The organism is Gordonibacter sp., from assembly GCF_036667095.1.
In the GTDB taxonomy this organism is placed as follows: domain Bacteria; phylum Actinomycetota; class Coriobacteriia; order Coriobacteriales; family Eggerthellaceae; genus Gordonibacter.
In genome coordinates this window covers 1-19,620 of record NZ_JAVWUP010000038.1, presented here as the reverse complement: position 1 = coordinate 19,620, position 19,620 = coordinate 1, and the positions used below count along the sequence as shown (strand labels likewise).

The window sequence follows — 19,620 nt, the reverse complement described above, 5'->3', positions numbered from 1 at the left end:
TTATTTTTTTTTAAAATACGATCTGGAAAAAATGATAGAAATATAGTAGCATAATGTCACCGAGAGTTCACATAGCCGAGCTTTTCGGGCTCTTCGCCTTGAACAGGGGTATGGCGAAGTTGGTATTGTAGGCGAGGGCAAAGGGATCAACAACATGTATAAGAGCAGGACGACGACGCCGGGGAGTGCAAAATTTACCCGCAAGGCGCTGGCGGTATCGCTTGCGACGGTGCTATGTTTTGGCAGCTGGCCCGTCCTTTCCGCATCGGCCTTCGCGGATGCGGGCGCGGAAAATCTCACGCAACCTGCCCCCCCCCTTCCGCTTTATCGCATGATTTAGGCTCGGCTGTAGCGGAAGGAGAGGCTGCCTCCGAAAGCGCAGCAGACGGCGAAACCGGATCGCAGGATCCGGTGACCGCGGGCGGCGAAACGAACCTCGCGGCGGACGAACAAACCCCAGCTGAAACGAACGAGCCTGCGGTAGCCGAAGAACCAGCCCTTGCGCTGGCCATTTACGAGGCTTCGGACAAGGTGTCCGTGGTAAACGCCGGCGAGGCCCTGGTGGTAGGCTGGCAAGCCGCATACGAGGCCGAAGTAACGCTTCCTGAAGACGGCCTCTCCCTGCAATGGCAGGTTTCGAGCGATGGCTCGACATGGGAGGATATCGAAGGCCAAACCTCCCGACAGTACGCCTTCGGCGTGACCGAAGACGTGTTCGCCCAATGGTTCCGCATTGCCGCGACCGTCGCCGACGGAGCCGTCCATTATTCCGAAGCCCTGCAGCCCGTGAAGGCCGTCTGCTATGTGGAAACGTCAGGTAATGCGAGGACGAGGGCAAGCGGAACGGTTGAAGGATATGGCTCGCTGCAGGCGGCGTTTGACCAAGGGAAAGACAACGGCCACGCCGATAAGTCCATGTCGATAACGATTACGAGCGATATTATTGTTGACGGTTCTATCAGCGTTTATAGTGCTATGCCCGGCTGGGCTGGTCAGACTAGAACCAATGCGTATACGCTGAAAAGTGCGAACGGGCAGAAATACTCTATCGCTCCTTCGCCTGCGTTCGTCGGGGATGCCCTGTTCAAGCAAGTGCAGAATGACTATTTGGCTTACGGTTCGAGCAACATGGAACTCATTCCTCAAAACGTTGTCATCGATGGTGCTGAAAAAGCGACCAGTCTTGTTAAAATGGTCGACAGCAAAGGCTGGCTTTATGTGCAAGGTGGCACCCAGCTGCTGAACCCTGGACGCGCCATCGTCGACTATTCCGCAGGGGCCGCCGAAAACGATGCTCTGAAAATCAATTCCGGCCAAGAGGGCGCGGCGGCTGGCCCTATCAAGATCGACGGCAAAGTGGTTCTCCCCGATGCCACTCAACGCGTCAAGGTGTTCGGCTCCACCGCTCATCTCACTCCCGATAGCGATGTCGTAATATCTTCTTCGGCCTCGTATTCAAACGGCACGAGATTCGTTTGGTATACCGGATCAACTGCCCCTTCGGAGGTTGCGTATTTCCGCCTCGGCAATCCCGGCTCCAACTGGCTCGTGGCAAGTAGTGGTGGCTTGGCTATTAATAACAGCCGTCCTTCGACGGTGTATCTTGGCTCGACGTTAGCGGACGGCACCACGGTTCCTGGTGCGTATGCGTCGGGCTCGACTCCTGATGAGGCCGTCTCCTCTCTTTTGGTTGCTTACGCCAAACTCCGTCAATTGAATAACGACGACACTTCAGGGGGTGCTGCCCTCGGCATCGTCGGTGTGGTTCCCTTTGCCAAGAGCAGCGAGGTCGGTTCTTACTCCATTTCTCCGACGTCATTTGCGGGGGAAGGGGTAAGTTGGTCGTGGAATTCTGCCCATCCTTCGAGTGAGATAAAGCGCTATTATCGGCCGGCCGGCAAGACATCGGCCGACTCGGGATATTCCGCGGATAGCTATAGCGGCGTGCTCTTTCTTGCAGGAGGTGGCGTAGAGGCGCAATTCTCCAACATGGTTATTGACGGCAAACCTACCGACACGGAAGTGTCGACGAGTGCGCAAGCTCCTCTGTTTCAAATTGAAAGCGGTGCGAGCGTCCACCTTGTCAAATCGACCCTTCGCAATAATCAGAACGGGGCGGCGGGCGCTCGGGGCGGCGCGGCGTATCTCGCGGATGGCGCAACGCTGACAATGCAAGATTCGACCGTAGTGGGAAACGCTGCAAATGGTTTCGGAGCGGGGATATATCAAAGTGCGACTGCTACCTTGCAGATCCAGGGCGACTACGCGACTGAGGCATCGCAGCAGATTTTGCTGGCGGGGAATAACGTTCAAGGGGCGAAGCTGACCATTGCGGCACCGATTATGGTATCGGGAGCATCTGCTATCCCTCTTGGGTTGGACGAGGGGGCCTATGTCGGTGACCGGGTGATTGCCTTTTACAAAGAGGTCGCCGGGCTTGATGCTCCCACTATAGCCGAAGCAGAGAAATTCCAGCCAGACACGGGGAAGCTTGCAGCTGCAGGTCTGTACGTCGCTTATTCCGGACGAAACATCATGCTTAAAAAAAGCTCGAGCGGCATGGTGTTCGGTTTCACCAAGGTGAATGCGCAGGGCTTGCCTTTGGCAGGTGCGGCGTTTCGTCTCTACGAATGCCGTACAGCTGAAAATTCCGGACATGTGCACGATCAACTGGCTGACCTATATGGAAACGATCCGGGCAATTGCTGGCATGAGCTCGTGGAGCGTTTAAGCGATGCGAATGGACGGACGATCCTCGGCATCTTGCCCGATGGGGAATACCGGTTGGCGGAAGTGTCTGCTCCATACGGAAGCGAGGTTCCCTATGGGCAGTGGAAGCTGATTGTCGATAGTAAAGCGGTCGACAAGGGAAACAGGATAAAGCTTGAGTATATCGCCGCAGGTGGCGAAATCGACCCGGGCACCGTCGTTGTCGTTGACGCATCCGGAACAGCAACCGACGTTGCGAACACCATTGTTAAAAACAAGGCCGCAAAAACCTCCGACCTGTCTCTGACGGTCGAAACGGCGGACAACTCTGCCTTAAAACTGGATGGAATATCTTTCGAATTCTACTCGTGCGACCACTGGCGTAATGGGGCGCATGCGCATGAGCATTTGGCGACCAGCGCCGTAGTGCAAAAAGCGCAATGCTGGCACTCGTACACTCAGGATAACGCTGGTGGAACCTATACTACGGCAAACAACGGCACGCTTACCATCGCGGGGCTGATGGATGGCGACTACATGCTCAAGCAGCTGAACGCTGCCAATGGCTATCAGCTTCCGCAGGGACAATGGCTTGTTCGTGTTCGTAATGGAGAGGCGATACCCATAACTATCACTGCGAAGCAGGGCGGAGATTACCTGCCTGGTGTAGCGGTGGGTGCCAATCCGAACAGCTTCACGCTGTATAACATTTCTGAAGTCGAGCCGCCTCATCAGAAGACGGTCAAATACAACGGTGAAGGCGAGTACACCCTAAATCTCGATGTGACGGGTACCAATGTACCGCAGATGGAAGCAAAAAACCCCGTGTCGGTGTTGATTATCGTGGAAGCTACGACAGGCACGGCCAGCTCTATTGATCGGATGAACGTCCGTCAGCGCCAACGTGAAATTGTGAATGAACTTTCAGGAATGCTGTTAGCCGAAAACGCGGGCAATGAGGTGGCCGTCATTTCACAAGGGAAGCGATTGAACAGGCCGTCATCGAATGCGCCCTTTACGATGGCTGATGTGGAATTGGACTGGACCGATTCCACCGCAAAGGTAAGCGCTGCAATGGAAGCCATGACCTACAACACGGAGACGACAAGTCCGAGCAACTGGGAAGCAGGCTTTCGCTTGGCGAAGACTATGTTCGGTATGCAGGGCGACCCGGCAGCCTACTATCCGAAACGATCGACTCCTCGGGACGGCAATGATCGTCGCATCGTTTTTCTCACGTATGCCAATGCGGAAAGCTTTTACTCTCCTTCTTCCTTCCCGGTAGGAGCCGGCTATTGGCAGGAAACTCAGGATCAGGGCAATGCTGCCTTGTCTGGCTATCGCGGCTATCAGGATTATGCTTTGCCGGTCGTTATCGATCTGCTGGAAACGACGGGCGCAATCATGGATATAGGAAGTCTATCCTCATATCACGAAGGGACCCTCATTACTACGGGAGGATACGGAACCGAGGAGCAGAAAAGGCGCGTAGGCGGTCAACCTGAAGTCTTGGCGGTTGACTTGCAAGCGAAAACCGGTAGTAACTTCAAGGCCAGCAAGTTCTACAAGGTTCATTATCAAGGAAACTCTCAATATCCTCAGTTTGCCGTTTCGGAAGCAGACGCTCGAAAAACACTATACGACCAATATGGAACATACATCCCGGTCGCTACCACCCAAGGCCAGGTCATCATCTCGGACACCTTGAGCCAGTATGTAGATCTGATCAATGCGGATCCGAAGAGCGTTGTCGTTTCGGCGAAGGATACAAACGGTAATGCGGTGGATTTGTCAGGTGTAAACATAGTCAAAACCTATGACAGGACGACTAAAAAACTAACCTTTGAGTTCCCGAACGGCTACATGCTTGGGCAGGGTGTTACCTATAGCTTCTCCTTTGATGTGCGGGCGAACAAGGCTGCGTCCAATGAATATGCTGCAACCGGATACAACGCGGTGGGAGACGACCGAACCGATGCTCCGGGTAACAATACGAGTTCTGGCAAAGCAGGCTTTTTCAGTAACGATGTCGCTAGCCTCAAGTACTCGTTCAAGGGAGTGCAACGCGAATCTTCGTATTCGAAGCCCGTCGTGCAGGTGCCGGTGGCGGGTTTCGGGGTACGAAAGATTACCGAAGGCGAGGGAACTGCGCTTGCGGGTGCGACGTTCGATTTGTACCGAGCGACCACCTCGACTCCCGCAGGTCTTGCTCCGGGTGCTGGCTGGGAGATAGTGCGGTCCGGCCTCAGGTCAGGTGCGGACGGCGGGTTGGGCTTGAATGAGTTTTTAAGTGGAACGTATCGACTGGTTGAGACTGCCGCACCCTTTGGGTATAAGACTCCGACGGGACAATGGGAGTTGACCGTAGTCGCTCAGAAGAAGCAGGTGGGAGGTGGCTACGCCGACGAGGTGGCGGTGACTCCCGTTCCCGGCGCTGATGGCGTTGCGCCTCCTCAAGCGATATTTGATTCGGTAAATCTGGTTCTTACCGTGTCGAACGTCCAGCTTGGACTCGTGCCCTTCTCGTTCGTGAAGGTGGCTGCGGATGATGCCTCCCGAGTTCTCTCCGGCGTGCATTTTGAGTTGTTTACTTGCACTCGAAATCATGACCATGAAAAGCTGGTAACGCAGGAGGTAATCGACAGAGGCTCTTGTTGGAGCATGGTGGCGCAGGACGTGAGCGATGAGAGAGGGCTAGTAGATTTAGGACGGACTCCGTTGCAGGGGTTCCCCGAAGGTGACTATATCCTTGTCGAGACGGCGACGCACCCTGGATATCGACTCCCACAAGGACAGTGGATGATTACGCTTGACAAAGGTCTGCCTTATCCCTCGATCGCTATTACGGGTATTGCGGCGAACGGGCAGCTACCGCCCGCGTTCATGGTGGAACAAAATACCAGCTCGGGAACGGGCATTGTCGACATCACCTACAAGCTGCCGAACATGAAGGATTTCCAGCTGCCCTTCGCCGGGCTGGGCGGCATCGCACCGTTCATCGCGGCTGGGATTGCCTTGATGGTGGCTGCCGTCGCCGCGTACCGGTATCTTCGCCGTCGCCGTCGTGCGACGGAGAGGGGAGGATGAGGCATAGGGAGTGCGGCATCTCCGCAATCCGATGGGGGAGATTCAAGAGAGGAGTCAAGATAAGATGAAAGGAAAAGAGATGATAAAAAAATCAATCATGAAGAGAGCGGTGCTCTGCCTGTTGACCGCTGTTCTCGCATTGGGCATGACAGCCACCGCCGCCTGGGGTCTGCCCGACCCAGCGGCAAAGGGCAGCATCACGGTGCATAAGCTGTCGGCCATGAAGGTGTCCGATGACGTACAAACCGGTAATGAAATACTGGATACGAGTCAGTATGGCAAGCCTTTGGCGGGGGCAGGGTTCTCGGTGACAAAGGTTACGTTGCCGACGCTTGCCAGCGGAAAGACCTGGTCGACCACGCAAAAGCCAGTCGTTAACACCAACGCCACGGGTGTTGTCCAGAGTGTTGTCTTCTACGACAATGCCGGGACGACGTATACTGCTAGCGGCGCTAGCATCGGGACGGCAGCCCCCGCGGTTACGACTGACGCGAATGGTGTAGCCGCATTTACAAACCTCGACCAGGGTTACTACGCCCTTGTTGAGACGACAACTCCGGCGGGTTACGAGTCTTCTGCCCCCACGCTGATCACGGTGCCTTTGACTAAGGCGGATGGGAGCGGCTATCTTTATGATGTGCATGTGTATCCGAAGAACCTGGTAAACGAGGGGCTCATTACCAAAAAGCTCAATGATGGCACCATCCTCAACATCTCGGGTAAGGATATCAACTGGACGATCGACACGGCGTTCCGTGCCACTTCGCAGGTTGGCGGCGATACTGCGCTTGGCACGAGTTACGAGCTGGCCGACCTGCGCACGGGTACCGTGGGGAACTACACCTACGGTACGTTCAGCGTGACCGACACGATGGACAAGTTCCTGAGCTACAAGAGCGCCGTTTTGTCCTTTGTCGGCCAAGATGGGAATCCCGTCGGCGTGGCTTTGACCGCCGCCACCGACTATGCGGTGGATACGAGCGTTGCCGGGAAGGTCACCTGGGCGCTTACTCATGCAGGTATCGACAAGGCCATCGCGGCCAACGCTGCCAAGCTGCGTGTCGTAGTGACCACGTCGATGGGGTCGGTTGCCGAGACCGGCACTCCCACGGTCATGCACAACGAAGCGTCCTATAGCATGACTCCGGCTGGCGGCACCACCCCTGGCGGAGATCCGACCGTTCCGGTTCCTGCTTACAAGGCTAACATCCAGGTGAACAAGCTGTTCTCGACTGAGGCTCAAAAGCTCATCGATGCCGGAACTATCACCAGAGATGGTATCAAGTTCAAGCTTGCCACCGATGCGGCAGGTACCACGTTCGTCAAGGATGCCGCCAACAAGGATCTCGAGGCCACTACGAACGCCGATGGCAGGGCATCTTTCAGCGGTGTGCCTTACGACAGTGCGAAGGGTAACGTCTACTATCTGGTCGAAACTGCCGCAAAACCTGGTTTGCACCTCAAGCAGAACGTGATCAAGGTTGAGCTTGCAGCGGGTCAGGCCAACCCGACCGCCGACTACACGGTTGCGGCCGAGGTCACTAACTACGCTCAGACCGAGACCGATCCCGACGCTCCTATCTTCCAGCTGCCGCTTACCGGCGGTGCGGGTACGGTGCTGTTCACTGCGGTCGGCCTGCTTATCATGGCGGGTGCGGTGTTCCTGGTCGTGCGTTCGCGCAGGAAGAAGGCGTAGCGCCGTCGTACGGTGAAAGCCTAGAATCGAAGGGAATGCACGGGAGCCGGGCGGAGCGTCTGTCCGGCTCCCTTTCACGATGAAGCAGCGAATCCAGAGCATACTGCTGGCGCTCATGTTCCTCATGGGCTTGGGCGTGCTGCTGTACCCGACCGTCAGCGGGTGGGTCAACGCGCGGCTTTCGGTGGTGGAGGCCGATGCATACGAGGCCAACGTGGGTAACCTCACCGACGAACAGCTCGCCGCCGAGTGGCAAAAGGCGCGCGCGTACAACGAGAGCCTGATGGGCGACCCGCTGCACGACCCCTTTGTCCCCGGCAGCGGCGCGGCGCTTCCGGGCAATTACACCGAGTGCCTGAACGTGGACGGCATCATGGCCTACGTGGAGGTGCCTTCCATCGGCGTGAAGCTGCCCATCCGCCACGGCACGTCGGAAGAGGTGCTGGCCGACGGGGTGGGGCACATCGAGAGCACGGCGCTCCCCACCGGAGGAGAGGACCTGCATCCGGTAATCACCAGCCATACCGGGCTTCCCGAGGCGCGTCTGTTCACCGACCTGGAGAAGCTGGTCGAAGGCGACTTCTTCTGCCTACACGTGCTCGACCAGCAGCTTTGGTACCAAGTCGATCAGATAACGGTTATCGTGCCGGAGGAATTGGACCAGCTTCGCGCGGTGGAGGGGCACGACTACGTCACGCTGCTCACCTGCACGCCCTACGGCGTGAATTCGCATCGCCTGCTGGTGCGCGGGGAGCGCTGCGACGCCCCGGATCAGCAGCCCGTCGCCCAGCCGGCGCTTCCGTGGGAGCTTGCCGTCGCGGCAGGTGTGGGCGCGCTGCTTCTTTTGGCAGGGGCTGCGCTTGTGGTGCGGCGCAGGTGTTCTCGACGCAAACACGCGACGCGAGGAGGCCGCGATGGGCAAGCGTAAGGCAAGGGGCGACCGGCCTAGGAGGTTCGTGCTGCTGGCGGCGGGCCTCCTGTTCGCCGTAGGGCTGGGCGTGCTTGCGTACCCGCATGTCTGCCAGGTGCTGTTCGACCAGCAGGCACGCCACGACGAGTCGGCGTTTGTGGAGCAGCGCGACGGCGCGCTTGGCCAGGGCGCCGTCGATCCGCGTCTCGACGAGCTCTTCCGGTTGCTGACGGTCGAGAACGAGCGCCTTGCGGCGGAGGGTCAGGCGGAGCTGGCCGACCCATTTGCCTACGAGCAGCCGGCCATCGACCTGTCTGCCTACGGGCTTCCCGACAATCGCATAGGATACGTGCGGATAGAGGCCATGGGGGCGGTGCTGCCCCTGTACCTGGGGGCGAGCGAGGCCAACATGGCGCTGGGGGCCGTTCATCTTACGGGTTCGTCGTATCCGGTGGGCGGGCCGAACGCCAATGCCGTCATCGCGGCGCATCGCGGTTACGCCCAAGCGGCCCTGTTCCGGGATGTCGAATCGTTGCGCGAGGGCGATGAGGTGGAGGTCGAGAACTTCCGCGAAACGCTGATCTACCGGGTGGTGGAGACGCGTGTGGTGGATCCGGGCGACTTCGAGTCGGTGAAGATACAGCCCGGCCGCGATCTGGTGACGCTTTCCACCTGTCACCCGTACGGTAGCAACGAATACCGCTTTTTGGTAATCTGCGAGCGTGCGTTATAGGTGGGGGAGATCGCGGAGCCTGTCGAGCCTTTGCGTAGCAATTGCTGGGTGAGAAGCCGGTTCTTGAAGGGTTCTTGAAGCCCTTTGTCAGGCCGAACATCCGGTAGGCGCTCAAGGAAAACCGAACCCCGTATGATATATTGATATACAAGAAAGTATCACGACGGGCGGGGATTATGACGAACGTGTACCGGTCGCTTAAAGACCATGTGTACGACTACATCGCCGACCTGATCGACGGCGGATCGCTTGCCGACGATCACAAAATCAGCGAGCAGCAGATATGCGATGCGCTCGGGGTGAGCCGTACGCCGGTGCGCGAAGCGCTCATTCAGCTTGCTGCCGACGGCTATCTCGAAAACGTCCCGCGCAAGGGCTTCTACGTGAAGCGGGTTACGGAGGACAGCGCGCGCGAGATCGTGGAGATCATTGGCCCGCTGGACGGTCGCGCGGCGCTGCTGGCGGTTGATGCGATGACGGGCGACGACATTGCTCAACTGCAGTTTCTCCACGGCTCCATGCAGCTGGCCATCGATAAGGGCCTGTACAAGAAGTACGACGACCTGCAGCACGATTTCCACGATTGCTATGTGGGGAAGTGCGGCAATATGCGTTTGATCGGTTTCGTTCACCAGCTCAACCGCTATTTCATGAAGCGGGAATACGCCAACGTGGATGCTGCCGACCTCGATGCGCTCTTGCGCAAGGCTAACGACGAACATGCCGAGATCGTGCGCTTGTTCGAGCAGCACGATGGGTCCGCACTGCAACGCTACATCCGCGACGTGCACTGGAGTATTGAAAATGCAAAATTCCTTGTTTGGTAACAAAGAGCCGCAGGCTGATGGCTCTCTCGCTTGTCCTGTTTCTCGCGAATGCGGTGCTTGCCAGCATGTTGACGAACCGTACGCTGCGCAGCTTGCCCGCAAGGATGCGCGCGTAGCCGATCTGTTCGCCTCGTTCGATTCTGCGGACTTGCGTCCTATCTTGGGTATGGAGGATCCTTGCCACTACCGCAACAAGGTGGTGTCTCCCTACGCTCCTGGCAAAAAACTGCCCGGCTCGACAACGGGTGGCAAGGACAACGCGCGGGGCGGCTCGCGTGGAGACCGCGCTCGCGAGGCGCGCGCCCGTCGTGCGTCCGCAACGCCGCGCCACGAGATACTCTGCGGCATGTACGCTGCCCATTCCCACCGCATCGTGCCCACCGACGCATGCTTGGTGGAGAACGTCCAGGCAAAGCGCATCGTCCTGGCCATTCGCAATCTTATGCCCAAATTCGGCATCGAACCGTACCGCGAGGATGCGGGGAGCGGTTTTTTGCGCCATGCGGTGGTGCGCGTAGGGCATACCAGCGGCGAGGTTCTGGTCACGCTCGTGACGAACGGACGGGAATTTCCTGGTTCGCGTGCGTTCTGCCGCGAGCTCGTCAAGCGCTGCCCCGCCATCACCACCATCGTGCAGAACGTCAACGAGCGGCAGACGAACGTTATCCTGGGCGAGCGCGAGCAGGTGCTCTACGGCCCCGGGTTTATCCTCGACAAACTCTGCGGTCTGAGCTTTCGCATCTCCTCGCAGTCGTTTTACCAGGTGAATGCCGTACAGACCGAGGTGTTGTACCGTCAGGCCATGGAGCTTGCTGCGTTCAAGGGCAGCGAGCACGTAGTCGATGCGTACTGCGGCACGGGTACGATCGGCCTGGTGGCTGCCAAGAGCGGCGCAGCGCAGGTCGTTGGCGTCGACTCGGTTGCTGCGGCTATTCGGGATGCGCGCGAGAATGCCCGCCACAACGGCGTGGAGAACGCCCGGTTCGTCGCCGACGATGCAGGCACCTTCATGCGAGAAGCCGCTGCGGGCGGCGAGCAGGCGGATGTCGTGCTCATGGACCCGCCTCGCGCCGGAGCGAGCGAGGAGTTCCTTGAGGCGCTTGCGGTCTTGGCGCCGCAGCGCATCGTCTACATTTCCTGCGATCCCGAGACGCAAGCACGCGACATACGCTTGCTGGAGAGGCGAGGCTACCGCCTGCGCATTGTGCAGCCGGTTGATATGTTTCCCCATACCGACCACATCGAAACGATCGCCCTGATCGAACGTGAAAGAGGCCGGTAGCCATGAGCAGGCAGCTGAATGCCGCGCCCGAGTCCGAGGGGTGGTCGGCGCGGATGCGAACGAAGGCCTCCACGATCGTGCGGAAATTATGTGTCGCAAGGTGCCTTATAGAGGCAAGTGCGGTACTATACGTGAAAACCCAGTAAATCGCTAGGAGATTATCATGGCAGATCAGGTATCACGTATCATAGGAGAAACGCCACTTGTCAGGTTGGATGCGCTGTCCGAGGAAATCGGAGCCGAGGTATACGCCAAGTATGAGGCGGCCAACCCCGGCGCCTCTATCAAGGACCGTGCGGCGCGCTCGATGATCGACCACGCCGAGGAACGTGGGGAAATAGCCCCCGGACGCACGGTGCTCGTGGAGCCTACCAGCGGCAATACCGGCGTGGCTATCGCCATGATCGGTGCTGCCCGCGGCTACGAGGTGGTCATGGTCATGCCCGAATCTATGAGCCACGAGCGTCGGGCGCTTATCGCCGCATACGGCGCGAAGCTCGAGCTAACGCCGGCTGCCGAAGGTATGGCGGGTGCGGTGGCGCGTGCGGCGGAGCTGTCGCAGAGTGTGCCGGGAGCCTGGATCGTCGGCCAGTTCACGAATCCTGATAACCCGCGTGCCCACGAAGAGACGACCGGGCCTGAGATAGTGGAGCAGTTGGGCCGTTTCCCCGATTACGTGGTTGCGGGCGTGGGTACGGGAGGCACCATCTCCGGTGTGGCGCATCACCTGCGCGCCTTGGGGGCACCCACGCGCTTCTATGCCGTCGAGCCGCTGGAGAGCCCGCTGGTATCGCAGGCCCTTGCGCACGAGGAGCTTGCTCCGGCGAGCCACGGCATCCAGGGCATCGGCGCAAACTTCATCCCCGACACCCTCGACCTCTCCGTGCTAGATGGGGCCCTGTCTATTCCGACCGCTGAGGCGCTCGAGGCTGCTCGTCAGGTGACGGCGCGCGAGGCCCTGCTCGTAGGCATCTCTTCGGGCGCGAACGCTGCGGCAGTACGCAAGCTGGTGGCCGAGCATCCCGAGGCAAAGGGCTCCACCATCGTGACATTCGCCGTAGATACCGGAGAGCGCTACCTGTCCACTCCGCTGTTCGCATAAGCGGGAGGGGTGGAAAGCTGCGGAAAAAACCGAAGGCGGTTTCCTCTCCTTGACGAAGAGGCGAGTCCTTTTTTCCACCTCAGATGGAGTGGCGGCACCCTTGCTCAGGATAAGAATCGTTCGCTATAAAGTAAGATATGTCGCCGATATGTCGCCTCATCCGTTCCCTTGGCTACGCTTCGGTGCTCTGCGGTGACAGCGGGGGGCTAATGTGGGACAATACATGATGAAATATCGAATCCTCGCATGTTAGGTATGAGCGCCCATGTCTGCCCAGTTCAACATTAAAGCGGCTAACCCCGCAGCGGTTGTGCGTATCGAACGTGGCCTTGGTATTCCACGCTTCGTCGCAGCTACCCTTGTCGCACGTGGAATCAGCGAGCCGGAAGAGGTTCGCAGCTTCCTAGAGCCTTCGCTCGATCGCGATTGGCTCGATCCCTCTCTTATTCCCGGCCTGCCCGAGGTGGCCGATGCGCTTGAGGAGGTTATGCGGCGCGACGGTCGTATCGTCGTGTTCGGCGACTTCGATTTGGATGGCATCTCGGCAACGTCGGTGCTCACGCGCGGGTTGCGTGCTTTGGGCGCACATGCGGACCCCTTCATTCCGCGGCGTTTCGAGGAGGGGTACAGTCTGACGGAGGCTGCGTTCAAGCGCGCACAGGAGCTTTCTCCCGACTTCATCGTTACGGTGGACTGCGGCATCGCCTGCAAGGTGGAGGCGGCTGCCGTCGTAGCTGCCGGCGTGGGTTTGGCCATCACCGATCACCACGAGCCGGCCGGTCTGGTGCCGCAGGGCGTGCCCGTGGCCGATCCGAAGTGCGACCCGACGTGCGAAAGCTCTATCTTGGCCGGCGTGGGCGTGGCTTTGAAGCTCGTGCAGGTGCTGGGCGGGCGCTTCGGCTACCCGCATCTATGGCGCAGCTACACGGACTTGGCAACGTTGGGTACGGTAGCCGATCTCATGCCCATGCGCGGCGAGAACCGCGCACTGGTGGCAGATGGCATCGCGCGCATGAACTCTGCACCCCGTCCCTGCATCTCGGCGCTGCTCGGTACGAGCGGTGCCGGCGACAAGCCGGTTAGCGCTACGAACCTCAGTTTCTCGCTTATCCCTCGCCTGAACGCTGCCGGACGTATGGGCGACGCGCAGCTGGCGCTGGACCTGCTGATGACCGACGACTTCGATACGGCGTGCCGCCTGGCCTCCGAGTTGGAGTCGGTGAACGATCAGCGGCGTACCATCGAAGCCGAACTTTCCGAGATCGCGAAGGCTCAGGCGGCCGACCTCTACCATGGCCAACGGGCGCTGATCGTATCGGGGGAGGGCTGGCACGAGGGCGTTAAGGGCATCGTGGCAAGCCGCCTGGTGAACACGTACGGCGTGCCCAGCATGCTGTTCACCATTTCAGGCGATGAAGCGCGCGGCAGCGGTCGCAGCGTGGGTCAGGTGAATCTGTTCAAGGCAGTAGAGAGCGCATCCGACCTGGTAACGCGCTTTGGCGGGCACGATGCCGCTGTGGGTGTGACGCTGCCGTCCGACAAGCTTCCCGAATTCGCCGAGCGCGTATGTGCCTACATGGATCGGCTCCCCGAGGGCGCGTTCCATCCGCTCATCGAGATCGATACCTGTGTCGCGTTAGACGAGCTGACGCTGGAGAGCGTGGAGAAGCTGGACTTGCTGGCACCTTTCGGCCAGGAGAACCCGGTGCCGTGCTTCTTGGCACGCGATGTGACATTGGTGAACTGCCGTGCGGTGGGCGCGGAGAAGAACCACTTCTCGTGCACGCTGTCTGACGGTCGCAATACCGTTGCGGGCATCATGTTCCACTGCACGGACATCGAGACGCTCATGCATACCGATGCCGTGGTGAATGCCGCCTTCGAGGTGCAGATCGACGAGTGGCGCGGACGCCGCTCGGTAAAGGCCATGCTACAGTCGTTGGCTCCTGCGCGCACATGCTGCGCATTGGAGGCATGCCTGAACCCCGAGAGCCTCAGCTTTGTGGCCGATTTGTACGCGTCGAGCGATGCCGACCTGTGCGCCGATGCGCTGCACAGCCCCGAGGACGTTGAGGCTTACGAGGCCGCCCGTGTCGCGAACCGTGCATCGTGGGAGGAAAAGGCGCAGGGGGATCCACGGGGTATCGAGGCCGACATCGTGCGCGCCATTATCGGCGACGGCAGCTTGCATGCCTCGCAGCGCACCGTGATCGACCATTTGGACGGTGGGCGCTCGGTACTGGCCGTTATGGCCACGGGACGAGGCAAGTCGCTTACGTTCCAGGTGCATGCCGCCTGTCGCGCCTTGCGCGACCACACCGCCAGCCTGTTCGTGTATCCGTTGCGCGCCCTCATCGCCGATCAGGCCTTCCATGTGAACGAGGCCCTGGAGCCGTTCGGCATTTCCGTGTCGGTGCTCACGGGCGAGAGCACGCCCGAAGAGCGTCGCCAGACCTTTGCCGGACTGGCGCAAGGCTCGGTGGACATCGTGCTGACCACGCCCGAGTTTTTGGGCTACCACGCCGATGAGTTCGCTCAGTCGGGCCGCATCGGATTTGTAGTCGTGGACGAGGCTCATCATATCGGCCAGGCAAAGGCGGGCCAGCGCCCAGCCTATGCTGCCATTGGCCATGCTGTTGCCCGGCTCGGGGAGCCCACCGTCTTGGCGCTTACCGCCACGGCCACCGATGACATTGCGGCTGCCATCCGGTCGGTGCTGCCTATCGATGAACTGGTGCTGGACGAAGCCGACCGTCCCAACCTGGGCGTGGACGATCGGCGCAACCTGAAGAACCGCGACGACTATCTGGCGAACCTCGTGGCGGGCGGCGACAAGACCGTGGTGTACGTGAACTCGCGCGAGCAGTCGGTGTCTGTGGCACGTGCGCTGCGCAAGCGTGTGCCGCAGATCGCGCCGCTTATTGGCTTCTACAATGCGGGCCTCACCCGCACTGAGCGCGCTCGCGTCGAGGAGTTGTTCCGTACCGATGCGCTTTCCGTGCTGGTGGCCACGTCTGCGTTCGGCGAAGGCGTGAACATCCCGAATATCCGGCATGTCGCGCTGTATCACCTGCCGTACAACGAGATAGAGTTCAACCAAATGAGCGGCCGGGCGGGCCGCGACGGTGGCCCGGCGCAGGTGCATCTGCTGTTCGGCCGCAGCGATGCGGGCATAAACGAGCAGATCCTACGCGACATGACACCCGACCATGATTGTCTGGCGCAGGTGTACCGTCGCCTGCGCATCTTGCAGCGCCAGCAGGGCTGCGACTTCTTCACTATGAGCAACGCCGACTTGGCGCAGCTGGCAAGTGAGGGTGGTTGCGCCATCAGCCCCTCCTCGGCGGCTTGCGGGGTGGCGGTGTTTCGCGAGCTGGGCCTTATCGAGACGCATACCGCCTACGCGTCGGGCGAGGTCACCCGTTCCATCCATGTGGTAGATACGCAGAGCAAAGTCGAGCTTACCGACAGCGTGCGCTACCGCGAGGGCCTAGGAGAGCGTGCGATATTCCAGGCATTTCGGGACTGGGCGATGAACAGCGACTCTGCTAGTCTGCATCTACGCGTTTCGCGGCCGATCCTGCCTGCGAACCGCACGAATCGTTGAGTCCTCGGACGGAAGGGGGCTAGGTATGGGCAAGGATGCCAAAAACCACGAAGAACTACTCGGAGAGCCGCTCGAGCAAGGGTCGCACAAGCAGACGGTTGAGGACGATCTGCTGGGGCGCCCGCATGTAGCCGAGAAGGCCTTCTCCGCTGAAGCACGTACCGAGGGCACTGGCTCGCGCCGTACCGAAACGCCCGAAGCGCGCTTCGCCGAACTCGCGCGCCTTACCGCCGCCTATCTTCCTGTTTCCGACCAGGCCATGCTTGCCAAGGCCTTCAAGTTTGCCAGCGAGGCTCATGCAGGCCAATGCCGCAAGAGCGGGGAGCCGTTCGTGGCCCATCCGGTCGAAGTGGCCATCATCTTGGCCGACTTACGGATGGACGTCGAGACCCTGACCGCCGCCTTGCTGCACGACACCGTCGAGGACACGAAGACCACGACCGATGAGGTAGCGCGTGAGTTCAACGACCAGGTTGCCTGCTTGGTGGAGGGGGTTACGAAGATCACGCGCATCGAGGTGGAGAGCCTGTCTGACGAGCAGGCGCAGACCATCCGCAAGATGTTCGTGGCCATGAGCAAGGATATCCGCGTCATCGTCATCAAGCTGGCCGACCGGTTGCACAACATGCGCACGCTGGGCGCGCTGCGCGAGGATCGACGTATCTTCAAGGCACGCGAGACATTGGAGATATACGCGCCCATTGCCCATCGCCTGGGCATCAACAACTTAAAGTGGGAGCTTGAGGACCTGTCGTTCTATTACTTGGAACCTAACAAGTACAAGCAGGTCAGCCGCATGGTTACGGAAAGCCGTGCCGAGCGTGAGGGCTATCTGGATCAGATCATTCGCACGCTTCACGACGAATTGGAGAAGGTGGGCATCCAAGCCCAGATCATGGGCCGCCCGAAGCACCTGTATTCCATCTACCAAAAGATGACGAAGAAGGGCAAGGGCTTCTCGGAGATATACGACCTTATTGCCGTGCGCGTTATCGTGAAGTCGGTGAAGGACTGCTACTCGGCGCTCGGTGCGGTTCATACGCTCTGGCATCCTATGCCCGGCCGCTTCAAAGACTACATTGCCATGCCGAAGTTCAACATGTACCAGAGCCTGCATACCACGGTCATCGGCCCAGCGGCCCGTCCGCTTGAGGTGCAGATACGCACCGAGGACATGCACCGCACCAGCGAGTACGGCGTGGCGGCGCACTGGCGCTACAAGGAAAAGGGCGGACGCGGCGACGGGGATGCTCTTGACCAGCAGCTGGGCTGGCTGCGGCAGATGGTGGACTGGCAGGACGAGTCGCAGGACTCGCGCGAGTTCCTTAAAGACCTGAAGGTTGACCTGGCACCCACCGAGGTGTTCGTGTTCACGCCGAAGGGCGAGGTCATGAGTCTGCGTGCGGGGTCGACGCCGGTGGATTTCGCCTATGCCATCCACACCGAGGTGGGCAACCACTGCGTGGGTGCGAAGGTGAACGGTGCCATCGTGCCGCTGACCTACGAGCTGCAACTGGGCGACCGTGTGGAGATACTCACGCAGAAGAGCTCGACCCCCTCGCGTGACTGGCTCAGCCAGGTGAAAACGCCTTCGGCCCGCAGCAAGATACGCGCGTACTTCAGCAGGGCCAGCCGCAGTGACGACTTGCAGAACGGTCGCGACAAGCTGACGCGCGAGATGCGCAAGCATGGTCTGGGCATCTCGAGTGCGCAGTCCTCCCGCGCCGTGAAGACGGTGGCGGAGCACCTGGGCTACAACGATCCCGACGACATGCTCGTGAGTATCGGCACGGGCAAGGAGAGCGCCCAACATGTGTCGAATCGCCTGCTGAAAATACTGGTGGACAAGGGCAACGAAGAACCCGATACCTTGGGGATGGGTGCGGACGATATGTCCACCGGCAAGATGCCGCCCATGCTCACCAGCGTGAAGCGCCCGAAGAAGCATGAGACGCACAGCTCAAACGGCGTGGTGGTGAAGGGCGTCGACGACGTGCTCGTGCGCTTGTCGCGTTGCTGCAACCCGGTGCCGGGCGACGACATCCTGGGCTTCGTCACGCGCGGGCGCGGTGTGTCGGTGCATCGCGCCGATTGCCCGAACGCGCAGGACCTCATGACCGAGCCTGAGCGTATCATCGAAGTTGCATGGGAAAACGAGCCGTCGAAGAGCACATCGTATCAGGTGGAAGTGTTCATCGAGGCGCTTGACCGCATGAACTTGCTGCGCGATGTGGCCGTGCTGCTGTCCGAGGAGGGCACGAACGTGCTCACCTCGTCCACCATCTCGCATCGCGATGGCATGGTGGAGATGCGCTTTTTGTTCCAAGTGTCGGATATCCTGCATATCGACCTGGTGCTGAACAAGCTGCGGGGCATCGAGGGCGTGTTCGATGCCCGGCGCATGCTGCCCGGTGAGACGGCGCGTAAGAAGAAATAGGGCCGGGTGATGAGGTTCGGGGTTCGGCGAAACGGCTTATGCGAATTTGAGCCCAACAAGGGACGCTGCTCACGCAAGGCGCGAAACCTGTTGCTCTGTGTGTTCCGTTCTGCTGCTGGGGACGTTCGGTAAAAAAAGTTTGCCATCCCGTTTGTGGGAGACGTTGCAAGGTGAGAAAGGGTAGGGCTATGACCTATAAGGTAAAAGGAACGTGTGTGTCGGTCGAATTCCTCGTGCTGGGCATGCTGGAGAACAACGTGTACCTCATCTCCGACGGTACGGCCACGATGGTGGTTGATCCCACCTGCAAGGCCGACAAGATCGTCGAGGCCCTGAACGGCCGCAAGCTGGACGCCATCATTCTGACGCATCGCCATTCCGACCATGTGGGTGCGGCGAAGGAGCTGGCCGACAAGACGGGGGCGACCGTTATCGCCTCTGCCATCGATGCGCCGATGATCTGCGGCGACGAGAAGCTCCCGCGCGATGACACGCGTTTCAATCCCTGCCCGGTCGACCGCATGCTTGCCGATGGCGAAACGCTGAAGCTGGGCGGGATGCCGTGGAAGACCATCATGACGCCTGGCCATACCAAAGGCAGCATGTGCCTGTTCCTCGACCCGGAGCATACCGACAACCCCGTCGGCACCCCCGTGCTTATCTCGGGTGACACGCTGTTCTGCGGCTCCATCGGACGCACCGACTTCGCCGGCGGCGACCTGAACGACATGCGCCGCTCGCTCAAGCGCCTGTCCTCCCTGCCCGACGACACCGTCGTGCTGCCCGGTCATAACGACCAGACCACCATCGGTGCCGAGCGCCGCCGCGTGTTCGCCTACTACGCCTAAGCCCCGGCGGCCTTGCGGCCGCGCGCTGCCGGTACTTGTGGCGTGCGGTGCCACGTGGCCCCAAGCGACTACTTCTGGCACGAGGTCGTTTCGGCGGGGCTCGATATACTGCATTGCGCGGCAAGCCCCCCTAAGGGTTGAACCCCGAGGCCGCACGGCAAGCCGCGCCCCAGTCCCGAGGTCGTCCGGCGAACCGAACACAGTCCCGAGGCCGCACGGCATGCCCCCCCCACAGTCCCAAGGTCGCACGGCGAACCGCGCACAGTCCCAAGGCCGCACGGCATGCCTCCCACCGTCCCGAGGTCGTCCGGCAAGCCTCCCGAGGCCTGGGGCTGCACGACTTTGCTGCTCCAAACCCTCGTCGGGTGCATGCGCTCTCTTT

At 60.1% G+C, this 19,620-nt stretch carries 10 protein-coding genes; all 10 read left to right on the top strand.

Annotated features, from left to right (window positions below):
- Window positions 1–234: 234 nt before the first annotated feature.
- On the top strand, window positions 235–5,796 hold the full coding sequence (locus tag RR842_RS05735) for a SpaA isopeptide-forming pilin-related protein (RefSeq protein WP_332729216.1): 5,562 nt from the start codon (window positions 235–237) through the stop codon (window positions 5,794–5,796).
- Between the two features lie 79 nt (window positions 5,797–5,875).
- The gene (locus RR842_RS05730) at window positions 5,876–7,492 is read left to right on the top strand and encodes a SpaH/EbpB family LPXTG-anchored major pilin (RefSeq protein ID WP_332729214.1); all 1,617 of its coding nucleotides are present in this window, start codon (window positions 5,876–5,878) and stop codon (window positions 7,490–7,492) included.
- A gap of 79 nt (window positions 7,493–7,571) precedes the next feature.
- The gene (locus tag RR842_RS05725; protein WP_332574713.1) at window positions 7,572–8,420 is read left to right on the top strand and encodes a class C sortase; all 849 of its coding nucleotides are present in this window, start codon (window positions 7,572–7,574) and stop codon (window positions 8,418–8,420) included.
- On the top strand, window positions 8,407–9,135 hold the full coding sequence (locus tag RR842_RS05720) for a class C sortase (protein WP_332729212.1): 729 nt from the start codon (window positions 8,407–8,409) through the stop codon (window positions 9,133–9,135). The genes RR842_RS05725 and RR842_RS05720 overlap by 14 nt, the downstream gene beginning before the upstream one ends.
- Before the next feature lie 176 nt (window positions 9,136–9,311).
- Window positions 9,312–9,962 carry a GntR family transcriptional regulator gene (locus RR842_RS05715; protein WP_332512353.1) on the top strand — a complete coding sequence of 217 codons (651 nt, stop codon included), beginning with the start codon at window positions 9,312–9,314 and terminating at the stop codon, window positions 9,960–9,962.
- Window positions 9,952–11,244, top strand: a complete 1,293-nt coding sequence (gene rlmD / locus RR842_RS05710; protein ID WP_332729210.1) for a 23S rRNA (uracil(1939)-C(5))-methyltransferase RlmD — start codon at window positions 9,952–9,954, stop codon at window positions 11,242–11,244. Before RR842_RS05715 ends, rlmD begins: the two co-directional genes overlap by 11 nt.
- Window positions 11,245–11,407: 163 nt before the next feature.
- Window positions 11,408–12,346 carry a cysteine synthase A gene (gene cysK, locus RR842_RS05705; RefSeq protein ID WP_332553126.1) on the top strand — a complete coding sequence of 313 codons (939 nt, stop codon included), beginning with the start codon at window positions 11,408–11,410 and terminating at the stop codon, window positions 12,344–12,346.
- 265 nt (window positions 12,347–12,611) lie between these two features.
- Window positions 12,612–15,953, top strand: a complete 3,342-nt coding sequence (gene recJ, locus RR842_RS05700) for a single-stranded-DNA-specific exonuclease RecJ (RefSeq protein ID WP_332512349.1) — start codon at window positions 12,612–12,614, stop codon at window positions 15,951–15,953.
- 25 nt (window positions 15,954–15,978) lie between these two features.
- Entirely contained in the window at window positions 15,979–18,390 is a 2,412-nt protein-coding gene (locus tag RR842_RS05695; RefSeq protein ID WP_332553127.1) for a bifunctional (p)ppGpp synthetase/guanosine-3',5'-bis(diphosphate) 3'-pyrophosphohydrolase, read from the top strand.
- Between the two features lie 188 nt (window positions 18,391–18,578).
- Window positions 18,579–19,238 carry an MBL fold metallo-hydrolase gene (locus RR842_RS05690; protein ID WP_332729207.1) on the top strand — a complete coding sequence of 220 codons (660 nt, stop codon included), beginning with the start codon at window positions 18,579–18,581 and terminating at the stop codon, window positions 19,236–19,238.
- Window positions 19,239–19,620 lie beyond the last annotated feature (382 nt).